The organism is Paracoccus chinensis (genome assembly GCF_900102885.1).
GTDB lineage: Bacteria > Pseudomonadota > Alphaproteobacteria > Rhodobacterales > Rhodobacteraceae > Paracoccus > Paracoccus chinensis.
On sequence record NZ_FNGE01000001.1, the window covers coordinates 126,814 to 148,704 of the forward strand.

Sequence of the window (21,891 nt, forward strand, 5' to 3'; positions counted from 1 at the left end):
CTCAGGTGGTGACGTCGGGCCGGTCGCGGCCGGTATGCTCGCGGATCAGCGCCAGCTCCTCGGCCGCCGCGATCACGGGGGCCAGCGCCGTTTCCGGGTCAAGGTCATGCGGCTGATCCGCGCCGGCATAGCGTTCCAGATAGACGCGCAGGGTCGCGCCCTCGGTCCCCGTTCCCGACAGGCGCAGCACGACGCGGCTGCCATCCTCGAACATCACGCGGATGCCCTGACGGGCCGAGGTCGAGCCGTCCACCGGATCGAGATAGGCGAAATCGTCCGCCGCCTGCACCCGCAGCCCCCCGACGCTCTGACCCGGCAGCGCGGCCAGCAGTCCCCGCAGCCGGTCCACCAAGGCATTGGCGCGATCCGAGGCCACCGCCTCGTAATCGTGGCGGCTGTAGTAGTTGCGCCCGTATTCGGCCCAATGCGCCCTCATGATCTCGGCCACCGACTGCCGCCGCACGGCCAGGATGTTCAGCCACAGCAGCACCGCCCAGAGCCCGTCCTTCTCGCGGACGTGATCCGAGCCGGTACCCGCGCTTTCCTCGCCGCAGATGGTGACGCGGCCGGCGTCCAGCAGGTTGCCGAAGAACTTCCAGCCGGTCGGCGTCTCGTGCATCTCGATGCCTAGGGCCTCGGCCACCCGGTCTGCGGCGCGGCTGGTCGGCATCGACCGTGCGATCCCGCTGATGCCCTTCGCATAGGCAGGCGCGAGATGCGCGTTTGCAGCCAGCACCGCGAGGCTGTCCGAAGGCGTGACGTAGACTCCACGGCCCAGGATCATGTTGCGGTCCCCGTCCCCATCCGAGGCGGCGGCGAAGTCCGGGGCATCCGGTCCCATCATCAGATCGACAAGATCCTTCGCCCAGACCGGGTTCGGGTCGGGATGGCCGCCGCCGAAATCGGGCAGCGGCACGGCATTGACAACGGTTCCCGGCTCGGCGCCCAGGCGGCGCTCGATGATCTCGCGCGCGTAAGGCCCCGTGACCGCGTGCATGGCGTCGAAGCGCATGGAAAAGCCCGAGGCGAAGAGCGACCGGATCGCACCGAAGTCGAACAGCCGCTCCATCAGCGCGGAATAGTCGGCCACGGGGTCGATCACCTCGACCGCCATTCCGCCCAGCTGACGCTCACCCAAAGCCGAGAGATCAACGTCGGGCGTGTCGAGCGTGCGGTATTCCGCGATCTCGCCCGTCCGCGCGAAAATCGCGTCGGTGACGCTTTCAGGCGCGGGACCGCCATTCGGTCCGTTGAACTTCATGCCGAAGTCCTCATCCTCCCCGCCGGGGTTGTGGCTGGCCGACAGGACGATCCCGCCATCAGCGCGGCGGATGCGGATCAGGTTCGAGGCGGCGGGGGTGGAAAGGATCCCCCCCTGCCCCACGATCACCCGCGCCGCGCCATTGGCTGCGGCCATGCGCATGATGACCTGGATCGCGCGGTCGTTGAAGAAGCGCCCATCTCCCCCCAGCACCAGCACCTTGCCCGCGATTCCGCCGATCGCGTCGAACAGCGACTGGGTGAAGTTTTCCAGGTAGCCCGGCTGCATGAAGACGCGGGTCTTCTTGCGCAGGCCCGAGGTGCCGGGCTTCTGCCCCTCGAAGGGCCGGGCGGGCACGGTGCGGATGTCGAGGGTCGCGGAAAGGTCGGTGTCGGAAAGCGCGGTCATCGGGTGCAAGTCCTTGCGGCATTCGGGCTGACGCAGGTGCCATAGCGCAGTTGCGGCGGGCGCGACAGGGGGCCGCGGAGGGGCGCGGGGCCGGGAACCCGGCCGCGGGGATTGCGCTTTCCCCGGTGCCGCACCACCCTTGCGGGCATAACCAATCGGGACAGGACATGACGAAGGACAGCCCCCGGATCGCGCGCGGCCGCCGCCGCAGCGGCGCCACCAGCCTTGAACAGGCCCTGCGCCTGCGGGACCGGGGCGCGCGGGCGAACGGGCGCGGGCGGCGCGACCTGCCGCGCGCCTGGGGCGACATCCCCCTGCCGATCCGGCTGGACATCTGGACGGGCCGCTCGCTGCAGGACGCGGGGGCGGAACTGGCCTCGACCCTGCGGCCCGAGCTGGCGGACGCGCCCGCGCGTCCCATCGCGCGGCTGATCGACAACCAGGCCGCGATCCGGCGCAACTACCTCGACACGGTCGCGGCCGAGGAGCGGGGCGACACGATCACCCCCGCCGCCGAATGGCTGATCGACAACCACCACATGGTCGAGGAGAACCTGCGCCAGTTGCGGCAGGCGCTGAACCCGGCCTTCCTGAACCGCCTGCCCTCCGCGGCGCTGTCGGGCGGCGGCACGGCCCCGCGCGCCCTGGTGATCGCCTGGTATTTCGTGGCGCTGACCAATTCGGAAATCACCGCCGAGGCGCTGACCCAGTTCCTGCGCGGCTACCAGTCCGTCACGACGCTGGCCATCGCCGAACTCTGGGCCGTGCCCACCTTCCTGCGCTATGTGCTGGTGGAAAACCTGCGCCGCCTGTCCGACCGCGTGGTGCTGGCGCGCGAACGCCGCGCCTTCGCCAACGCCCTGGCCGACGAACTGGCCGAGGCGCAGGGCAGCCGCGCCGCCGCCGTGATCGAACGCCACGGCGCGCTGGTCACCAACGACACCGTGGCCGCCCAGCTTCTGTATCGCCTGCGCGACGGCGGCCCGGACGCGCAGGCCGCGCTGACGGCGCTGGAACGGCGCCTGGGCCAGGCGCAGGGCGCCGAGCGGGCCGTCCAGGCCGAATACGCGCGCCAGTCCAGCGGCAACGTGACCGTCGGCAACATCATCCGCAGCCTGCGCCGCATGGGCGAGATCGACTGGCTCGACTGGTTCGAGGGCGTCAGCCATGTCGATGCCCTGCTGGCCGGCGCAACCGAGTTCGACCGTCTCAACCAGGCCACGCGCGCGGATTACCGCACCGAGATCGAGCGCATCGCCCGCCGCTCGGACCTGACCGAGACCGAGGTCGCCCAGCGCGCCATTGACCGCGCCCGGGCCGAGGCCACCCAGCGCGGCGAGCCCCCGGCCGCCCGCGTCGCGGTGGGCCATCTTCTGGTCGGCGACGACCGCCCGTCCTTCCGCGCGGATGCGGGCTATCGCCCCCGCTTCTTCGAGCGGCTGGCGCCCCTGGCGCGCGGCGCCGGCTGGTGGGTGCTGGCCCTGCCGCTGGTCGCCCTGACCGCCATGCTGGTGGCCTCGCTCGGCCATGCCCTGCCCGACCGGCTGCAGGGCTGGCAGGCGGCGCTGCTGCTGGCGCTGGCGGTGCTGCCCGCCTCGGACACGGCCATGCATGCCATCGCCTTCCTGGCCGCGCGCATCGTCCCGCCGCGGCGGCTGCCCGCCTATGACTTCCGCGACGGGGTGCCCGCCGAGGCGCGCACGCTGGTCGTCATCCCCGGCATGATCACCTCGGTCGACGCGATCGACGAACTGGCCGAGATGCTGGAATCGCATTACCTCGCCAACCCCCTGGGCGACGTCTTCTTCGCGCTGCTGTCGGACTGGAAGGACGCCCCCCGCGAGACCCTGCCCGAGGACCAGCGCCTGCTGGCCCATGCCCGCGCCCGCATCGACGCGCTGGCGGAACGCTATGACCATGGCGGCGTCCGGCGCTTCTTCCTTCTGCACCGCCGGCGGCAGTGGAACCCGTCCGAAGGCGCCTGGATGGGGTGGGAACGCAAGCGCGGCAAGCTGACGGAACTGAACCAGCTTCTGCGCGGGCGCGAGGGCACCAGCTTCCTGCCCACCGGGCCGACGCCCCCCGAGGGCATCCGCTACGTGGTGACGCTGGACAGCGACACCCGCCTGCCGCGCGACACCGTCAGCGCGCTGGCCGGCAAGATGATGCATCCCGTGAACCGTCCCGTCCACCGCGAGGACGGCGTGGTGGTCCGCGGCCACGGCATCATGCAGCCGCGCGTGACGCCCTCGCTGACCACGGGGGCCGAGGCCTCGGTCTTCCAGCGCATCTTCTCGGCCAACCGGGGGCTCGACCCCTATGTCTTCACCGTCTCGGACCTGTACCAGGATCTCGCGGGCGAGGGCAGCTTCACCGGCAAGGGCATCTATGACGTCGATGCCTTCGAGCGCGCGCTGGAAGGGCGGCTCAAGGAAAACACGATCCTGTCCCACGACCTGCTGGAAGGCAGCCTCGCCCGCGCGGCGCTGGTCACGGATGTCGAGGTGGTCGAGGACTTCCCCATCCGCTACGCGACCGAGGCCAGCCGCCAGCACCGCTGGACGCGCGGCGACTGGCAGTTGCTGCCGATGATCGTGGATCCCCGCAACGGATTGTCGGGGCTCGCGCGGTTCAAGATGGTGGACAACCTGCGCCGCTCGCTGGTCACGCCCGCCTGGGTCGCGGCCTCGGGCTTCGGCTGGCTGGTGCTGGACGACGGCCATGCCATCCTGTGGCAGGGGGCGCTGATCCTGCTGGTGGCGCTGGTGCCCATCCTGCAGATCGACATGCGCGTGTTCCGTCCCGGCTATGGCGTGTCCTGGGATTACCACCTGCGCCACATGGGCCGCGACCTTCTGACCTACGTCACCCAGCTGGGCCTGCGGCTGGCGACGGCGGCGCACCGGGCGGCGGCCTCGCTGGACGCGGTCGGGCGGTCGCTGTGGCGGATGTTCGTCAGCCGTCGGCACCTGCTGGAATGGACCACGGCGCGCGACGCGGGCCGCTCGGCGGGCGCGGGCGTCCGGGCCGAATACCGGCGCATGATCGCCTCGCCCGTCATCGGGGTGCTGGGCATCCTCGCCACCGCCGCCCTGAACCCCACCGCGCTGCCCCTGGCGCTGATCTTCGGCGGCGTCTGGATCGCCGCGCCCTGGATCATGGACCGCGCCTCGCGGCCCCTGGAAACCGAGGACCGGCTGCTTCTGTCGCCCGGGGACGAGGCCGAGCTGCGCCGCATCGCCCGCCGCACCTGGCGCTATTTCGAAACCTTTGTCGGCCCCGAGACGAACCACCTGCCCCCCGACAACTGGCAGGCCGACCCGGAACCCAAGCTGGCCGAACGGACCTCGCCCACCAACATCGGGCTTTACCTGATGTCGGTGATGTCGGCCCATGACTTCGGCTGGATCGGGCTGGACACGGCCCTGACGCGGATCGACGCCACGATCTCCTCGATGGAGCGGATGGCCCGCTTCCGGGGCCATTTCTTCAACTGGTACGACACCCGCAACCTGGCCGTGCTGCCCGCGCCCTATGTCTCGGCCGTGGACAGCGGCAACCTGGCAGGGCTGCTGATCGCGCTGTCGGCGGGTCTGCGGGCCTGGGCCGAGGATGCGCCCTCGGTCCGCCGCCGCCGCACGGCGGGCCTGGGCGACGCGCTGGCCAACCTGCAGCTGGAGCTTGAGGCGCTGGGCGAGGACCGGCGCAGCCTGCGCGACCTGCGCCGGGCGATGGACGGGTCCATCGCGGGGATACGGGGCGTCCTGGACCAGATGGGCGGGCGGCCGGTGTCGGACCCGCTGGCCGCGTCGCAACTGATCACCCGCGCGGCCGAGATCGCGCGGCTCGCGGCCGAGCTGGACGCGGCGACGCAGGGCGGGGCCGCCGAGGCGCTGGCCTGGGCGCGGCTTCTGGAACGGGACACCCGCGACGTGATGACCCCCGCCCCCGAGGGGCGCGAGGCCATCGAGCTGTTCATGCTGCGCACCCGCCTGCTGGCCGAGCGCGCGCGGATGCTGGCCTTCGGGATGGACTTCAGCCTGTTCGTCCAGGCCGACAAGCTTCTGCTGTCGATCGGCTACCGGCCGCTCGACGACCAGCTGGACGAAAGCTCCTATGACCTGCTGGCCTCCGAGGCGCGCCTGACGAGCTTCCTGGCCATTGCCAAGGGCGACATCCGCAAGGAACACTGGGCGCGCCTGGGCCGCCCCTTCGCCACCGTTGGCCACCAGGGGGCGCTGCTGTCCTGGTCGGGCTGCATGTTCGAATACCTGATGCCGCCCCTGCTGCTGAAGGAACGGCAGGGCGGCATCCTGAACCATTCCAACATGATGGCGGTGCAGGTCCAGATGGACTGGGGCCGCTCGCACGGGCTGCCCTGGGGCATTTCCGAAAGCGCGTTCAATGCCCGCGACCGGCAGATGAACTACCAGTACTACGCCTTCGGGGTGCCGGTGCTGGCGCTGAAGCGGGCCTATGGCGACTATGTCGTGGCGCCCTATGCCTCGATCCTGGCCGCGCAGATCCGGCCCCATGACGCGGCGCTCAACCTTGCGCGGCTGCGGGACCTGGGGGCCGAGGGGGCTTACGGCTTCTATGACGCCGTGGACTTCGCCCCCTCGCGCCTGCGCGAAGGCAAGACCCATTCGGTGGTCAGGAACGTCATGGCCCATCACCACGGCATGTCGATCATGGCCATCGCCAACACGGTGATGGACGGCATCCACCGCGAACGCTTCCATGCCGACCCCGTGGTGCGGGCATCCGAACTGCTGCTGCAGGAAAAATCGCCCCGCGACATCACGCCCGTGACCCGGCGCCCGCCCGCGAACGTGCTGGGCCGGGGCGCGCTGGCCGGCAACGGCGACACCCTGACCGCCGTGGACGAACCCGGCCGTGCCGAGCGCGAGGTGGCGCTTCTGTCGAACGGACCCTTCTCGACGCTGCTATCCTCGACGGGGGCGGGGCGGTCGATGCTGGGCGGCACGGCGCTGAACCGCTGGACGCCGGACCCGACGCTGGACGACGGCGGCATCTTCGTCTTCCTGCGCGACATGCAGTCGGGCGAATGGTGGTCGGCCACCCATTCCCCCTGCTCGGGGCCCGACGAACGGTCAAGCGTGGTCTTCGCCGACCACAAGGCCGAGTTCCTCAAGACCGCCAACGCCATCGAAAGCCGGCTCGAGGTCATCGCCGCGACCGAGGGCCACGCCGACGGCCGCCGCCTGACGCTGCGCAACCGCTCGGGGTCCGACAAGACGATCGAGATCACCTCCTATGGCGAGATCGTGCTGGACAACCCGGCGTCCGACCGCGCGCATCCGGCCTTTTCCAAGATGTTCGTCCAGACCGAGATCCGCGAGGGCGGCGCCCTGATCGTGGCCGAGCGGCGGCCGCGCGACCCCAGGGGCCGCCCCGTCTATCTGGCCCATCTGGTCGCGGGCCCCGAGGGCGCGATCACGCCGGGGGCCGATGCGGAAACCGACCGCCGCGCCTTCGTCGGGCGCGGGCGTTCGATCCGCAACCCCGCCGCCTTCGAGCGCGGCGCCACGCTGACGGGGACGCAGGGGCACACGCTGGACCCGATCTTCGCCATCCGCCGCCGGGTGCGGGTGCCCGCGGGCAAGTCCGTCTCGCTGACCTTCTGGACGCTGATCGCGGACACGGCCGAGGACCGCGACCGCATGGCGGCACATTACGCCCGCGCTTCGGTCTTCGAACACGAGCTGCGGCTGGCCTGGACCTATTCGCAGGTCCAATTGCGCCACCTGAACGTCACGCTCGACCAGGCCAAGCTGTTCCGGGCTTATGCCGCGCTGCTGGTCTGGCCCGACCTGCGCCTGGCCGCGACGCCCAAGCGCCGCACCGAACTGGGCCCACAGTCCGACCTGTGGCCCATGGGTATCTCGGGCGACGACCCGATCCTTCTTCTGCGCATCGACGACGAGGCCGACCTGCCCATCATCCGCGAGGCGCTGCGGATGCACGAGTTCCTGCGCACCCGGGGCGTCGCCCATGACGTGGTGATCCTGAACGAGCGCGCCTCGAGCTATGTGCAGGACCTCCAGCACGCGATCCAGACGGTGGTGGACACCGCGCGCCAGGCGGCCGGGCCCGACGCGCCGCGCCACGTCCACGCCGTCCGGCGCGACCAGATCAGCAAGGCCAGCTTCGACACGCTGGTCTCGGCCGCGCGGATCATGCTGCACACCCGCAACGGGCGGCTGGCGGAGCAGATCGACCGGCTGCGCGACGCGGGCCCTGCCCCCGCGCCTGTCCCTGCCCGGCGCGAGGCGCGCCGCCCTGTCCCGGCCCTGCGCGATCCCCGCCCGGCCGCGCCCTCGCGCTCGCCCCTGCTGTTCTGGAACGGCTACGGGGGCTTCGCCCCGGACGGGCGCGAATACGTCCTGCGGATCACCCGCGACCGCCAGACGCCGCATCCCTGGATCAACGTCGTCGCGCGCGAGAACTTCGGCTTCCACGTCTCGGCCGAGGGCGCGCCCTACACCTGGGCGGTGAACTCGCGCGACTACCAGATCACGCCCTGGTCGAACGACCCGGTGACGAACCGCCCGGGCGAGGCGCTGCTGATCCACGATCCCGCCACCGGCCGCACTGCGACCCCGTTCCTGGGACTGTCCGAGGACCCCGACGCGGTCCACGAGATCGCCCATGGCCTTGGCTACTCGCGCTTCACCGCCGATTACGGCTGGGTGCGGCTCGAGGCCACCATGACGCTGGCCGAGGACGCCCCGGCACGCGTGACGCGGCTGACGGTCACGAACCGCACCGCGCGGGTGCTGAGCCTGCAAGGGATCGCCTATGCGGAGCTGGTGCTGGGCACCGACCGCAGCCGCAGCGCGCCCATGGTCCAGACCCGCTTCGAGCCCGCGATGAACGCCGCGCTGGCCCGCAACCCGTTCTCCACCGAGCACGCAGGCCGCATCACCGCGCTGGCCTGCGACCGCGCCGTGGACGCGCATTGCGGCGATCGGCAGGCCTTCCTCGGCCGCCTGGGGCAGCTGTCGCAGCCGGCGGCGCTGGCCGCCTGGCCGCAGGCCGAGGCGGCGGGCGACCCTTGCCTCGCCATCCGCTGGCCGATGGTGCTGCAGCCGGGCGAGACGGCCAGCGCCACGCTGGTCCTGGCCAATGCGCCCGAGCCCGAGATCGCGGGCGTGATCGCCGCCGCAACCGCGCCCGACGCGGCCGACCGCGCGCTGGCCTCGGCCCGCGCGGGCTGGGACGAGGTGCTGGGCCGCCTTCAGGTGCAGACGCCCGACCCGGCGCTGAACCTGATGGTGAACATCTGGCTGCCCTATCAGGCGCTGGCCTGCCGCATCCGCGCGCGCACCGCCTTCTACCAAGCCTCGGGCGCCTTCGGCTTCCGCGACCAGTTGCAGGACACCAGCGCCCTGATCCTGCAGGACCCGGGCCTCTGCCGCCGCCAGATCCTGAACGCGGCCTCGCGCCAGTTCCCCGAAGGGGACGTCCAGCACTGGTGGCTGCCGCGCACGGGCATGGGCGTGCGGACGATGATCTCGGACGACGTGGTCTGGCTTGGCCACATCACCGCGCTTTACGTCGCCTCCACGGGCGACGCCGCGATCCTGGACGAGGCCGTGCCCTTCCTCACCGGCCCCGCGCTGGAGCCGGGCGAGCACGACCGCTTCTTCGAGCCCCAGCCGTCCGAGGAGCAGGCCCCGGTCTATGAGCATTGCGCCCGGGCGCTGGACCTGGCGATGGCGCGCACGGGCGAGCGCGGGTTGCCCCTGATCCTCGGCGGCGACTGGAACGACGGCATGAACCGCGTGGGCGAGGAAGGGCGCGGCGAAAGCGTCTGGCTGGGCTGGTTCCTGTGCGACACCATCGCGGCCTTCGCGCCCCTTGCCCGGGCGCGGGGCGACCATGCCCGCGCCGACGCATGGGAAGCCCATGCCGATCGCGTGGCGCAGGCGCTGGACAAGGCGGGCTGGGACGGCGCCTGGTACCGGCGCGGCTATTTCGACGACGGAACGCCGCTGGGATCGGCGGGCAGCCCCGAATGCCGCATCGACAGCATCGCGCAAAGCTGGGCCATGATCTCGGGCGCGGGCCGGGCCGACCGTGCGCGCGAGGGCGTGGACGCGGCGCTGGCGCAGCTGTTCGACCGCGATGGCCAGTTGCTGCGGCTGTTCACGCCTCCCTTCCAGAACACGCCGGCCGAGCCGGGCTACATCAAGTCCTATCCGCCGGGCGTGCGCGAGAACGGCGGCCAGTACACCCATGCCGCCGCCTGGATGGTCTATGCGCTGGCGCGCCACGGCGACGGCACCCGCGCCCACCGGCTGCTGAGCGCGCTGAACCCCGTCAACCACGCGCTGGACGCCCGCTCGGCCGAGGTCTACCGGGTCGAGCCCTATGTGGTCGCCGCCGATGTCTATGCCGCGCGCGACAAGATGGGGCGCGGCGGCTGGACCTGGTACACGGGCTCGGCCGGCTGGATGTACCGCGCGGCCGTTGAGGGGCTGCTGGGCATCCGCCGCCGCCCGGGCGGGATCGAGATCGACCCCAGCCTGCCCGACGACTGGCCCGGCTTCACGGCCCGCCTGTCCGGCAACGGCGCGACGCACGAGATCGCCGTGACCCGGGAGGACGGCCGGACCCGCATCACCCTGGACGGGCAGGAGATCGGAGAAGGCCGGCTTGTCGCCCTGCCCGGTCTCATCGGGGAATCTGCCGGCACCTAAGGTCGGCGGGTCCCGGCTCCCGGCCTCAGGGACCAAGGTCGAGGCCCCGTTAACCGTTAACCTTGGGGCAAGACGTCCTCACCGCAAGGGCAAACAGGGGCATTCCCGAAGGCCAGATGGCCACATAAGGGGCAATCCCGCCCTGCATGGAAGGCGCGGCAGGCATCGGCCCCGCCTTCCCTCAGTTCACGATGAACTCGGCGTGCAGCGCGCCCGCGGCATGGACGGCCTTGAGGATGTCGATCAGCTCGCGCGGGCGGACCCCCAGCGCGTTCAGCCCCGCGACCACGTCGGACAGCGAGGACTCTCCGCTGACCTCGGCAAAGCCGATTCCCGGCTCCTGCGTGATCTCGGCGTCGGTGCGCGGCACGACAACCGTCTCGCCGGGCGAGAAGGGATTGGGTTGCGACACCATGGGCGTCTCGCGCACCCGCAGCGTCAGGTTCCCCTGCGAGACCGCGACGCGGGAAATCCGCACCTCCTCGCCCATCACGATGGTGCCCGAGCGGTGATCGACCACGACGCGGGCGCGGCTTTCCGGCTCGACCGAGATGTTCTCGATGCGGCCCACCAGCCGCGCCGGGTTCACCGTGCCGAGGCTGGTGGAGTCGATCGAGATCGTCGTCGCGTCCAGCAGCGTCGCCACCCCGTCCCCCAAGTCGTCGTTGATCGCCTTCTCGATCCGCGCGGCGGTGGTGAAGTCGGCCGAGCGCAGCGCCAGGCGGAAGCTCGACATCTGGCTGAAGTCGAAATCGACCTCGCGCTCGACCCGCGCGCCCGAGGGGATGTGCCCCGAGGTCGGCACCCCCTGGACGACCGAGGCGGCCTCGCCCTCGGCCGAGACGCCGCCCGCGATGATCGACCCTTGCGCCACCGCGTAGACCTCGCCATCGGCGGCATTCAGCGGCGTCATGATCAACGTGCCCCCGAGCAGGCTCTTCGCGTCGCCGATGGCCGAGACCGTGACGTCGATCTGCCCGCCCGCATGGGCGAAGGGCGGCAGCGTGCCGGTCACCATGACGGCCGCCACGTTCTTGGGCCGGAAGCTCTCGCCTGTGACGTTCACCCCAAGGCGTTCCAGCAGGCTGCCCAGCATCTCCTCGGTGTAGGGCGTGTTGCGCAGGCTGTCGCCGGTACCGTTCAGGCCGATCACCAGTCCGTAGCCCAGAAGGTCGTTGCCCCGGACCCCGTCCACGGTGGCCAGGTCCTTGATCCGGACCGGGGCCGCCCAGGCAAGGCAGGGCAGCAGCAGGACAAGCGCGAGAATCCGTGTGAATGCCGCCATCAGAGGTAATCCGTCAGCGAAAGGCGCGACAGCCGTGCCGTCAGGGCGTAAAGGTTCTGCAGGCTGGCCTCGGCCTGGGTCAGGGCCGTGGCGGTCTCATAGGGATCGGCGGCCAGGATGTCGGACCGCGCCAGCGACATCGCCGTGGTCTCGGCCGCGTTCCGGCTCGAGGCGCGCTCGACCGTTTCCTCCAGCAGGCCGACCTCGGCGCGCCGCATCGTCAGCGTGGTCCCGGCGCCGCTCACCTGCCGGCCGGCTTCGGCCAGCAGCGCGGCCTTGCCGTCCCGCGTCAGGCCGAGGTCGGGATCGTCTGCCAGCGCCGCCATCGCCAAGCCCTTCAGAAGCCCGCGAAAGGATGGATCGAGCGCGCTCAGATCCTGCCGCACCGCCTTGTCGGGCGAGACCGCGACCTCGCGCGCGGCGGCATTGCCGTGGAACTGGCTGTCCGCGAACCCGCCCGCGCCCGCCGGGGCCTCGAACCAGGCCGCAAGCGCCAAGGTGATGTCGGCGGGCGCGGTCAGCCCAGCCACCTGGGCTTTCGCGGCGGCAAGGATATCCTCGGGATCGGAGAGGGGCGGCCTGTCCACGGCCGTCCCCGACAGCAGGTAGCGGCCGCCCACATCGACATTGAGCAGGCGCACGGCCGTCCCGAAATCCTGCCGCGCTTCCCCGGCCCGGACGGCAAGGCTGGTGTCGTCGCCCATGGTGGCCGCCGTCTGCAGACCGGGCCCCATGTCAACGGCAATCCCCTCGAGTTCTCCCATCGCGGCCTGCAGCCCGCCCAGTTCGACCTGCGCAAGAGCCGCGTTCCGGCCATGGGCCGCCAGCGCGGAAAGGCGTGCCTGCACCTGCGCCAGCCGCCCCATCTGGCCGTTCGTCGCGGCGGGGACATCGGCCTTGAGGCCGGTGGCGGCCTCTTGCGTCAGCGTGGCCAGCTGCGACTTGAGCTGTCCGCTTGACTGGCGAAGGATCGTGGCGCGCGCCAGGTCGCCCCCGGAAACAGGATTGCTCATGTCAGCCTCAGCATTGTCTGGAGCATCTCGTCGACGGCCTGCAGCACCTTCGCGTTCGAGGCATAGGCCCGTTCCAGCGCCAGCAGAGTCTCCATCTCGCGGTCGCTGTCCACGCCGTCCTGCTGGCGCATCGCCTCGAAGGTCGCGGATTGCGCGGTCGCACCGCCCAGCACGCGCTCGGCCTCGATCCGCCCCGACGCGGCCCAGGAACTCAGGTCGGCGGCCAGGGTCGCGGCCGACCGGGGCACGGGGCTCATGCCCGCCAGCGAGGAGGGCCGCAGGGCACCAAGCGCCTCGTGCATTCCAAGCAGCAGGTCCGCGTTGCCGACCGGCCCCGGCGCGGATGCCTGAAGGCCGTCGCGCACCCGCCACAAGGCGCCCCCTGCCGCGGGATCAGCGGCGGCGTTGACGGTCAGGCGCTGCGCCAGGCCGGGAACGGCGGTCGCCGCCCCGCCCGGGTCGGTGAACAGCCCCGGTGCGCCAGGGGGAAGCGTGGGGTCGGGGCCAGCGGCGAAGCGGTCGTGAATGTCCCGGGCCGCCGCGTCGAGGCTTGCCTGCGCGCCGGGCCCGTCGAGGTCGCGGATCTGGAAGTTGGCGGCCAGCCGCCCCCCGGCGAAGCGGCCCATCTGGGCGGGCGGGATCTCCTCACCGTTCAACCTCAGAAGGCCGAGGGCGGGCGCGCCCACCGCCTCGGCGGTCATGACCGGGACGGGCGAGAACTCGAAGCGCGCCGGCGCCGTGCCGTCCAGAAGCGTGCCGCCGGTGGCCGTGAACAGCGCGACCTTGCCATTCTCGCGGGGCAGTTCCTTGATCGGAACGATCTCGGACAGACCGTCCACGATCCGCTGGCGCTCGTCCAGAGGGCATTGGCGTCACCGCCGCTGGCCATCTGGACGGCGATCTGCCGGTTGAGGTCCGCGACGCGCGCAAGTCCCGTGTTCAGCCGGTCGACGTCGGCGGCGATGGCGCGGTCGGCGTTGCCCCGCGCCTCCTGCACCCGGGCACCCAAGGCGTTGCAGGTTCCCGCAAGCGTGCGGGCGGCCGAGACGACGCGCGCGAGGCCCGTTTCGCTTTCCGGCCGCGCCCCGGCGGCCACCAGCGCGCTGTCGAAGTCCGACAGCGCCGTGGCCAATGCCCCCGCCTCTCCCGGAACGCCGACGGCGTCGGACAGGGTCTTGTGGAACGCCGCCAGCGTTCCGGCCCGCGCCGCCTCGGCTTCCGCCAAGCGGCCCTGCGCCACGACCGAGTTGCGCAGGACGCGGGCCACGCCCTCGACCTGGACACCGCCCCCGCCGGCGATGACGGGACGCGAGGTCAGCTGCAGCTCGCGCCGGGCAAAGCCGGGCGTTGCCGCGTTGGCGAGGTTCGAGGCCACGACCTCGGTTCCGCGCGCGGCGGCCCCCAGGCCCGACAGGGCGTTCGACAGGGCGTTCGACAGGCTCATCTTCGGTCAACCCGCGGCATGGCACGGCCCCTCAGCGCTTGATGTTGGTGGTTTCCTGCAGCATCTCGTCCACCGTCTGGATGACCTTGGCGTTCGAGGAATAGGCGCGCTGGGTCTGGATCAGGTCGGTCAGCTCCGAGGCGACGTCGGTGGTCGATCCCTCGCGCGCATAGCCCGCGATCGCCCCCGTCGGCCCGTCGCCCGCGTCCCACAGGAAGAACGACCCCGAGGTGGTCGAGACCTGGTAGGTCTGGTTGTTCAGGGCGGTCAGCCCGTTCAGGTTCGGGACATCGACCAGCGGGATCTGGTAAAGGGTACGGATGAAGCCCGTGTCATAGGTCGCCCGCAGCATCCCCTGCTCGTCGATCTCGACCGTCGCCAGGTTGCCGACGGGCGAGCCGTTCTTGGTGATGTTGGTCGGCGCGAAGTCGGCCGCGAACTGGGTCAGCCCGTTGCGGTCCCCCAGTCGCCCGATGCCGATCGTCATCGGTCCGCCCTGGACCTGCAGCGGAAGCTCACCCGTCGCCGGATCATAGGCCGGGCCCGTGAGCGTCGTCACCGAAGACAGGGTGCCGCTGCTCGGGGGTTGGTCGTTGAAGACCAGGGCGTAGCTGCCGATCAGGTTGGACGCGGGATCCATCGCGGCGTCCCGGATCTCCATTGTCCAGCCGTTGGAGGGCAGCGCGCCGGTGGCGGGGGTGGGCGTGAAGGTGACAAGCAGGTTCTCGGAGGTGCCGAGATTGCCGAAATACTCGATCGTGGCCGATTGCGGCGTCGGGATTGCGCCCGGCCGCGTGGCCCCGGCCGGCAGGTTGATGCCCAGCGACATGCGCGTGGTCGGGTCCGCCGAAGTCTGGTTGGTGTTCAGCACCACCGGCCGCAGCCCGCCCACCGCATCGCGCGTCTGCACCGGGATCGTCCCGTCCGCATTCGCGGGCCAGCCCATCAGCACCAGCCCCGAATCGGTCCTGAGCACACCTTCTGCGTCGGGGCGGAAAGAACCGGTCGAGGTCATCATCATGGGCCGGTCCCCCATGCCCACGTCCAGAAGGACCGAGGGCATGACCGGCAGCATCCCCCGTCCCGTCGTGGCGATGTCCAGCGCGTTGGAGGAGGTGACCAGCGCGCCCTTTTCATCGATCAGCCGCGTGCTCATCCCCCGCACGCCGCCCGCCGAGTAAAGCCCCGCGCCGCGCGCCTGGCTGATCACCAGGCTTTCGAATTCCGTGTTCACCCGCTTGTAGCCATAGGTGCCAGAGTTCGCGATGTTGTCCGAAATGCCGGCCAGCCGCGTCGCGTTCGCGGCGAGGCCGGCGATTCCGGCATTGAGGGACGAGGAAATCGACATTCGGATCACCTTGGTTGTGAGTCGCCGTTGAAGCGCAGGATGCAGGCAAGGGTTTAATTTCCCGCTAACGCGGGCCGCCGAAGCCGGTCATCTGAGCAGGATCACCTCGATCCGGTTGTTGGCCGGGTCCATGGCATTAGCGTTGCGGGGCTTCTTGTCGCCGAAGGCCGTGACGCGCTGGATCCGGCCTTCGTCCAGGCGGCCCTGCACCAGCAGTTCGCGCACCGCATGGGCGCGCTGGTCGGACAGGGGCCAGACCGGATTGTCGATCATCATCCGGGGAAAGGCGCGGACATGGCCCGTGATCGCCACCTGATTCCTGGCCCGGCCCAGGACCGAGGCAAGGATCGCCGTCAGTTTGCGCAGGGCCGGGGTGGGCTCGGCCGTCTCGCCCTCGAACAGGGGCTCGTTCACGACGTCGCCCAGTTCGATCACCAGCCCCTCGTCGGTCATGCGGGTGACGACATGGCGCAACAGGTTCACCCGCTGCATCGATTCGCCGCCGCGTGCCGTCAGCGCATCCTGCAGGGCGCGGGCAAGCTCCTGCATCTCGGCCTCGCCGGCCGGGGCGGAAACGGACTGGTCCGCCGGAGGGTCGAGCGACCTTCCCCCGTCCACTCCCGCCGCCCCGCCCGACCGCGAGTGCGCGATCGTGGGGTCGAAATACTCGGCCAGGCCCTGCCGCTGCTTTTCGGTGGTGGCGTTCAGCAGCCACATCAGCAGGAAGAAGGCCATCATCGCGGTCACGAAATCCGCATAGGCGACCTTCCATGCGCCGCCATGGTGGCCGGCTTCGCCCCCGCCCTGCACGCGCTTGATGATGATCGGCGAAGCAGTCCTGTCAGCCGGCATCGGCACCCCCGTTTCCCTGGGGAGAGCCTTAGCAGGACGGGACTTGCCCGGGCGTTAACGGATCAAATGCCGCGCATTTCCTCGGCCATCATCACGGCCGCCTTTTCCGCGATCATGATCGTCGGCGCATTGGTGTTGCCGGAGGTGATCACGGGCATGACCGAGGCATCCACGACCCGCAGCCCCTCGACTCCGCGCACGCGCAGGCGCGGGTCCACCACCGCGCCCTCGTCCGCGCCCATGCGCGCGGTGCCCACGGGATGGAAGATGGTCGAGCCGACCACCCCGGCCGCATGGGCCAGTTCCTCGTCGCTCTGGTAGTCGGGGCCGGGCTTGAACTCCTCGGGGCGGTATTTCGCCAGCGGCGCCTGCGCCATGATGCGCCGCGTCAGGCGGATCGCGCGGGCAGCCGTCAGGCGGTCGCCGGGCGTGGACAGGTAATGCGGCGAGATCACCGGCGGCCGCATCGGGTCGGGCGAACCGATCCGCACATGACCCCGGCTTTCTGGCCGCAGGTGGCAGACGCTGGCGGTGATGGCGGCGAAATCGTGCAGGGGCTGGCCGAAGGCCTCGAGGCTCAGCGGCTGCACGTGCCATTCCAGGTCGGGCGTCGCCACGTCGGGCGAGGATCGGGCGAAGGCGCCAAGCTGGCTGGGGGCCATGCTCATCGGGCCGGTTCGGCGCAGGACGTATTCCGCGCCGATCATCCCCTTGCCCCACCAGCGGCGGGCGAGCTGGTTCAGCGTCCGCGCCTCGGACACCTTCCAGCTGCAGCGCAGTTGCAGGTGGTCCTGAAGGTTCTCGCCGACCGGGGCCTCGCGCAGGACGGGAATCCCCATTTCCTGCAGCAGGGCACCGGGGCCTATGCCGGAGAGCTGCAGGATCTGCGGCGTGTTGATCGCGCCCGCGCTCAGCACGATCTGGCCGCCGCGCACGATCTCGGACCGGCCGTCGGCGTAAAGCTCGAGCCCCACGGCGCGGGTGCCCTCGAAGACCACGCGGCGGACGTGGCGGCCGGTCAGCACCGTCAGGTTCGGCCGCCGCATCGCCGGGCGCAGGAAGGCGCGGGCGGCCGAGACGCGGAAGCCCGACTTCTGGCTGACCTTGAAATAGCCCACGCCCTCGTTGTCGCCGGTGTTGAAATCGTCGGTGGCAGGAATGCCGACTTCGTTCGCGGCCTTCGCCCAGTCGTCCAGGATGTCCCAGCGCAGCCGCTGCCGCTCGATCCGCCACGGGCCGCCCTCGCCGTGATGCTCGGACGCGCCGGCGAAGTAATCCTCGGACTTGAGGAACAGGGGCTGCACGTCGTCCCAGCCCCAGCCGGTGCAGCCCATCTGCCGCCAGCCGTCGTAATCGGCGGCCTGCCCGCGCAGATACAGCATCCCGTTGATGGAACTGCAGCCGCCCAGCACCCGCCCCCGCGGATAGATCAACTGCCGCCCGTGCAGCCCCGGGTCGGGCGCGGTCTTGTACATCCAGTCGGTGCGCGGGTTGCCGATGCAGTAAAGATAGCCGATCGGGATGTGGATCCAGGGATAGCGGTCGCTGTCGCCCGCCTCGATCAGCAGGACGCGCAGGCGCGGGTCCTCGGACAGGCGGGCGGCCAGCACGCAGCCGGCGCTGCCCGCCCCTGCAATGACGACATCGTGCATCCTGGCAACCCCTCTCCCCCTCGTGGCGGGTGATGCTAGCAGGGCCGCCAGCCGGAGCAAGCGCAGCGGCGCGCTTGCGCGGCGGCGCGCCCGGCTTATCTTGGGCCCATGATCGAGGCGGGGCAGTATGACATGCGGACCGGCGCGGGGCTGATCGCCTGTCCGCGCTGCGACGCGCTGCATGTGGAAACCGAGCTGCTTGACGGCGAAAAGGCGGCCTGCATCCGCTGCGGCCATGTGCTGGCCCGCCCGCGCGAGGGCGCCTTCACCCAGATCGTGGCGCTGTCCTTTACCTCGCTGGTGCTGATGGTGGCGGCAGTGTTCTTTCCCTTCCTCGAGATCTCGCGGATGGGTCTGGGAAATGCGACCTCGCTCTTCGGGGTGGCGATGGCCTTCTCGCAGGGCTGGCTGATGCCACTGACGGTGGCCATGCTGGCCTTCATCGTGGGCTTGCCAGCGCTGCGCGCCGCGCTGCTGGTCTATGTGCTGCTGCCGATGCGCGGCCAGGGACGGCCCGCGCGCCATGCGGGCGAGGCCTTCCGGCTGTCGGAACTGCTGCGGCCCTGGTCGATGGCGGAAATCTTCGTGATCGGCACCTCGGTCGCGCTGGTCAAGGTCGCGGGACTGGCGACGGTCAGCCTCGGGCCCGCCTTCTGGGCCTTCTGCGCGCTGATCATCGTGGGCGCGGCCAGCGACGTCTTCACCTGCGCCGCGACGATCTGGGACACGCTGGAGGACCGCGGCGCCTTCACCGACGGGCGCGAGGTCGTGCCCGATACTGACGCCGCCGCCCGCGAGCGCCGGATCGTCGAACGCGCCCCCTCTGCACCGGACCGCGCCGGATGAGCGGTCCCGACGGGCTGTCCGATCACGCCCCGGTCCTGACCGCCCATCGCGCGGGGCTGGTCGGCTGTCGCGGCTGCGGGCGCGTCTGGCCCAGGCACACGGATGTCTGCGGCCGCTGCGGCGCGCGGCTGGCCCCGCCCGACCGGCGCAGCCTGCAGGCGGTCTGGGCCTGGTGGCTGGCCGGGCTAATCTTCTACATCCCCGCGAACCTGTGGCCGATGCTGCGGACGCAGTCCTTCCTGGGGCTGGCCGGGAACACCGAGGCCACCATCCTGGGCGGCGTGGTGGACCTGATGCATTACGGCAACTACGGCATCGCCGCGATCGTCTTCGTGGCCTCGATCGTGGTGCCCATCGGCAAGTTCGTCGTCATCGCCTGGCTGGCGCGCGTGGCGGGCAAGCCCGCCAGCGTCGAGGCCGCCCACACCCGCCTGCGCGCGCTGGAGGCTGTCGAGTTCATCGGCCGCTGGTCGATGATCGACGTCTTCGTGGTGGCGATCCTGTCGGCGCTGGTGCAGCTGGGCTTCGTCGCCTCGATCCACCCCGGCCCCGCCGCCGTCAGCTTTGCGCTGTCGGTTGCCTTCACCATGCTTTCGGCGCTTAGCTTCGACCCGCGGCTGATCTGGCGCGGATTGCCGCTTCGCACGCGCAGGGACAGAACAGCCGAATGACCGACACGCCTCCGACCGACGACACGTCCCGCGCGGACGCCGCCCCCCTGCGTCCTGCCAGCCCCGTCCGCCGCACCGCCGCCCGGGCCGCCCGCGCGGGCGTGTCCGTCATCTGGGCCGTGCCGATCATCGCGCTGCTGGTGACGATGGCGCTGGCCTGGAACGCCTATGCCGGGCGTGGCACGCTGGTCTCGGTCGCCTTCAACGATGCGACCGGCATCACCCCGGGCGAAACCGAACTGCGCTTCCGCGAGATCCCCGTGGGCCGGGTCGAGGCCGTGCGCTTCACCCACGACCTGCAGCGGGTGATCGTGGACATGCGGGTGGACAAGGACATCGCCCAGTTCATCGACGACGACGCCGAGTTCTGGATCGTCCGCCCCGAGGTCTCGGCCCAGGGCATCTCGCGCCTCGACACGGTGCTGACCGGCGCCTTCATCGAGGGCTGGTGGGACAACGAGTCCGGCGGCGCCGACCTGGTGGTGCACGAGGGGCTCGAGCGCGCGCCCCTGACGCGCAGTAACGAACGGGGCACATGGGTCACGCTGACCGCCAACGATGCCTCGGGGATGACCGAGGGCGCACCGATCTTCTATCGCGGGCTCACGGTCGGGCGGATGCAGAACCTGCGCCTGGCCGAAGGGGCCGAGTCGGTGGTGGCCGACGTCTTCATTGAAGCGCCGCACGACCAGCAGCTGACCACGACCACCGTCTTCTGGGACACTTCGGGCTTCTCGGTCTCGCTGGGCACCAATGGCATCTCGCTGGACGTGGCCTCGGTCTCGTCGCTGCTGCAGGGGGGCGCCGAGTTCGCCACGCTTTCCTCGGGCGGCCAGCCCGTGCAGCCGGGTCATGTGTTCCAGCTTCAGCCCGACCGGCAGACGGCGCAGAATAGCCTCTTCGCGGCCTCGCCGCAGGACGAGCTGCGCCTGACCATGCTGATGAGCGAGGCCGTGCGCGGGCTGACCGAGGGCGCCGAGGTCCAGTTCCAGGGCCTGACCGTGGGCCGGGTCACGGGCCTGTCGGTGCGCGTCGTGCCCGGGCCCGAGGGCCAGCCGGGCCAGGTGCTGCAGGACATCACGCTGGCGGTCTCGCCCCAGCGCATGGGGCAGCCCGAGGACGCCGGACCCGACGAGGCCCTGGCCTTCCTGTCCCGCAGCGTCGAGGAAGGCCTGCGCGCGCGCATCACCGGCGCCGGATTCTTCGGCACCTCGCTGATGGTGGAACTGGTGGACCTGCCCGGCGCGGCGCCCGCGCGGATCGTCGCGGATGCCCAGCCCTATCCCGTCATCCCCTCAGCCCCGCCGGACCTGTCGGACATCTCGACCACGGCGCAGGGCTTCATGGCGCGGATCGGCAACCTCAAGCTCGAGGAGCTGCTGAAATCCGCCACCGACATGATGAACAGCGTCACGGCCATCGCCAGTTCGCAGGACACCCGGGCGATCCCGGAATCGCTGCGCCGCACCATTGACGAGGCGAACGTGACCATGACGGAACTGCGCACGGCCACGCAGGACCTGCGCGCCTCGGGCGTGGTGGAAAACGTCGCGGGCGCGACCGCTGCCGCCAACGAGATCGCGGGCAAGCTGAACGGCGTGGCCGACCGCCTGCCGCGCATCGCCGAGAACGTGGAAACCGCCACGACCTCGATTCGAGACGTGGATTTCGACGGCATCGGCGACCAGATCACCCAGGCGCTGGCCGACATCCGGGGCGTTCTGGGAACGGAAGCCGCGCGCAGCCTGCCCGACCGGCTGGGAAATGCCGTGGACAGCCTGGGTTCGGCGGCAGGCGACGTGGGCGCCATCGCCTCGGACCTGCGCGGGCAGAACCTCGGGCCGCGCGTGGGCCAGTTCATGGACGAAGCCTCTGCCGCCGCGACGGCGGTGCGCGACGCCGCCGCCGACGTGCCCGAGATGGTCCTCCAGGTGGACGAGGCCGCGGCCTCGGTGGACGAGTTCGACTTTGCCGGGGTCAGCGCCTCGGCCCGCGGGCTGATCGAGGACCTGCGCGCCATGCTGGGGACCGAGGATGCCGAGCAGCTTCCGCGCAACCTGTCGGACACGCTGCAGGCGGCCTCGGGGTTGCTGAACGACCTGCGCGAAGGGGGCGCGGCCGGCAACCTGAACGCAGCCCTGCAATCGGCGCGCCGGGCAATGGACCAGGTGGCGCAGGCGGCCACCACCCTGCCGGGCCTGTCGCAGCGCTTCCAGGCGCTGGCCGCGCGCGCCGAGTCCGTGATCGCCGCTTACGGCGACCGCGGGGCCTTCAACACCGAGACCATCAATACCATGCGCAGCCTGCGCCGCGCGGCCGAAGCCTTCGGCAGCCTCGCCTCCACCATCGAGCGCAATCCCCGCGCCTTCATCCTGGGACGATAGA

At 71.0% G+C, this 21,891-nt stretch carries 11 protein-coding genes and 1 pseudogene; 4 read left to right on the top strand and 8 right to left on the bottom strand.

Translation table 11 applies throughout. The features are described from left to right. Window position 1: 1 nt before the first annotated feature. Window positions 2-1,669, bottom strand: coding sequence for an alpha-D-glucose phosphate-specific phosphoglucomutase (locus BLQ03_RS00630; RefSeq protein ID WP_090751588.1), 1,668 nt, complete (start codon window positions 1,667-1,669; stop codon window positions 2-4). A gap of 167 nt (window positions 1,670-1,836) precedes the next feature. Here BLQ03_RS00630 and BLQ03_RS00635 point away from each other — a divergent pair, with 167 nt between their 5' ends. Then, the gene (locus tag BLQ03_RS00635) at window positions 1,837-10,395 is read left to right on the top strand and encodes a GH36-type glycosyl hydrolase domain-containing protein (protein ID WP_090751590.1); all 8,559 of its coding nucleotides are present in this window, start codon (window positions 1,837-1,839) and stop codon (window positions 10,393-10,395) included. A 181-nt stretch (window positions 10,396-10,576) separates the two neighbouring features. On the opposite strand, the gene BLQ03_RS00640 is transcribed toward BLQ03_RS00635, so the two are convergent. The 7 genes and pseudogenes from BLQ03_RS00640 to BLQ03_RS00670 all read right to left on the bottom strand — a co-directional run bounded on the left by BLQ03_RS00640 (window position 10,577) and on the right by BLQ03_RS00670 (window position 17,989). Further along, window positions 10,577-11,680: a flagellar basal body P-ring protein FlgI gene (locus BLQ03_RS00640; protein ID WP_090751592.1), complete on the bottom strand. Its 1,104-nt coding sequence runs from the start codon at window positions 11,678-11,680 to the stop codon at window positions 10,577-10,579. Beyond that, window positions 11,680-12,693 (bottom strand): flagellin, encoded by a 1,014-nt coding sequence (locus tag BLQ03_RS00645; RefSeq protein WP_090751594.1) that lies wholly within the window; start codon window positions 12,691-12,693, stop codon window positions 11,680-11,682. Before BLQ03_RS00645 ends, BLQ03_RS00640 begins: the two co-directional genes overlap by 1 nt. Further along, on the bottom strand, window positions 12,690-12,995 hold the full coding sequence (locus BLQ03_RS19160; RefSeq protein WP_425415709.1) for a flagellar basal body rod C-terminal domain-containing protein: 306 nt from the start codon (window positions 12,993-12,995) through the stop codon (window positions 12,690-12,692). The genes BLQ03_RS00645 and BLQ03_RS19160 overlap by 4 nt, the downstream gene beginning before the upstream one ends. Before the next feature lie 270 nt (window positions 12,996-13,265). Further along, window positions 13,266-14,137, bottom strand: a pseudogene (locus tag BLQ03_RS18750) (FlgK family flagellar hook-associated protein); the annotation flags it as partial. Between the two features lie 31 nt (window positions 14,138-14,168). Beyond that, entirely contained in the window at window positions 14,169-15,485 is a 1,317-nt protein-coding gene (locus BLQ03_RS00660; RefSeq protein WP_090751600.1) for a flagellar hook protein FlgE, read from the bottom strand. 87 nt (window positions 15,486-15,572) lie between these two features. Next, a complete protein-coding gene (locus BLQ03_RS00665; RefSeq protein ID WP_090751602.1) occupies window positions 15,573-16,337 on the bottom strand; it encodes an OmpA/MotB family protein in 765 nt (254 codons plus the stop codon). 62 nt (window positions 16,338-16,399) lie between these two features. Further along, a complete protein-coding gene (locus BLQ03_RS00670; RefSeq protein WP_090751604.1) occupies window positions 16,400-17,989 on the bottom strand; it encodes a GMC family oxidoreductase in 1,590 nt (529 codons plus the stop codon). A gap of 108 nt (window positions 17,990-18,097) precedes the next feature. On the opposite strand from BLQ03_RS00670, the gene BLQ03_RS00675 reads away from it, so the two are divergent. From BLQ03_RS00675 to BLQ03_RS00685, 3 genes are read left to right on the top strand one after another with little or no spacing between them, the layout of a single operon-like run. Continuing rightward, on the top strand, window positions 18,098-18,835 hold the full coding sequence (locus BLQ03_RS00675) for a paraquat-inducible protein A (protein ID WP_090751606.1): 738 nt from the start codon (window positions 18,098-18,100) through the stop codon (window positions 18,833-18,835). Further along, window positions 18,832-19,506, top strand: a complete 675-nt coding sequence (locus BLQ03_RS00680; protein WP_090751608.1) for a paraquat-inducible protein A — start codon at window positions 18,832-18,834, stop codon at window positions 19,504-19,506. Before BLQ03_RS00675 ends, BLQ03_RS00680 begins: the two co-directional genes overlap by 4 nt. Beyond that, a complete protein-coding gene (locus BLQ03_RS00685) occupies window positions 19,503-21,890 on the top strand; it encodes a PqiB family protein (protein WP_090751610.1) in 2,388 nt (795 codons plus the stop codon). The genes BLQ03_RS00680 and BLQ03_RS00685 overlap by 4 nt, the downstream gene beginning before the upstream one ends. Window position 21,891 lies beyond the last annotated feature (1 nt).

What these genes read in the sequence shown, in the direction of transcription:
- BLQ03_RS00630 (WP_090751588.1), bottom strand. Translation starts at nt 1,669, where the DNA reads ATGACCGCGCTTTCCGACACCGACCTTTCCGCGACCCTCGACATCCGC.
- BLQ03_RS00635 (WP_090751590.1), top strand. Translation starts at nt 1,837, where the DNA reads ATGACGAAGGACAGCCCCCGGATCGCGCGCGGCCGCCGCCGCAGCGGC.
- BLQ03_RS00640 (WP_090751592.1), bottom strand. Translation starts at nt 11,680, where the DNA reads ATGGCGGCATTCACACGGATTCTCGCGCTTGTCCTGCTGCTGCCCTGC.
- BLQ03_RS00645 (WP_090751594.1), bottom strand. Translation starts at nt 12,693, where the DNA reads ATGAGCAATCCTGTTTCCGGGGGCGACCTGGCGCGCGCCACGATCCTT.
- BLQ03_RS19160 (WP_425415709.1), bottom strand. Translation starts at nt 12,995, where the DNA reads ATGCACGAGGCGCTTGGTGCCCTGCGGCCCTCCTCGCTGGCGGGCATG.
- BLQ03_RS00660 (WP_090751600.1), bottom strand. Translation starts at nt 15,485, where the DNA reads ATGTCGATTTCCTCGTCCCTCAATGCCGGAATCGCCGGCCTCGCCGCG.
- BLQ03_RS00665 (WP_090751602.1), bottom strand. Translation starts at nt 16,337, where the DNA reads ATGCCGGCTGACAGGACTGCTTCGCCGATCATCATCAAGCGCGTGCAG.
- BLQ03_RS00670 (WP_090751604.1), bottom strand. Translation starts at nt 17,989, where the DNA reads ATGCACGATGTCGTCATTGCAGGGGCGGGCAGCGCCGGCTGCGTGCTG.
- BLQ03_RS00675 (WP_090751606.1), top strand. Translation starts at nt 18,098, where the DNA reads ATGATCGAGGCGGGGCAGTATGACATGCGGACCGGCGCGGGGCTGATC.
- BLQ03_RS00680 (WP_090751608.1), top strand. Translation starts at nt 18,832, where the DNA reads ATGAGCGGTCCCGACGGGCTGTCCGATCACGCCCCGGTCCTGACCGCC.
- BLQ03_RS00685 (WP_090751610.1), top strand. Translation starts at nt 19,503, where the DNA reads ATGACCGACACGCCTCCGACCGACGACACGTCCCGCGCGGACGCCGCC.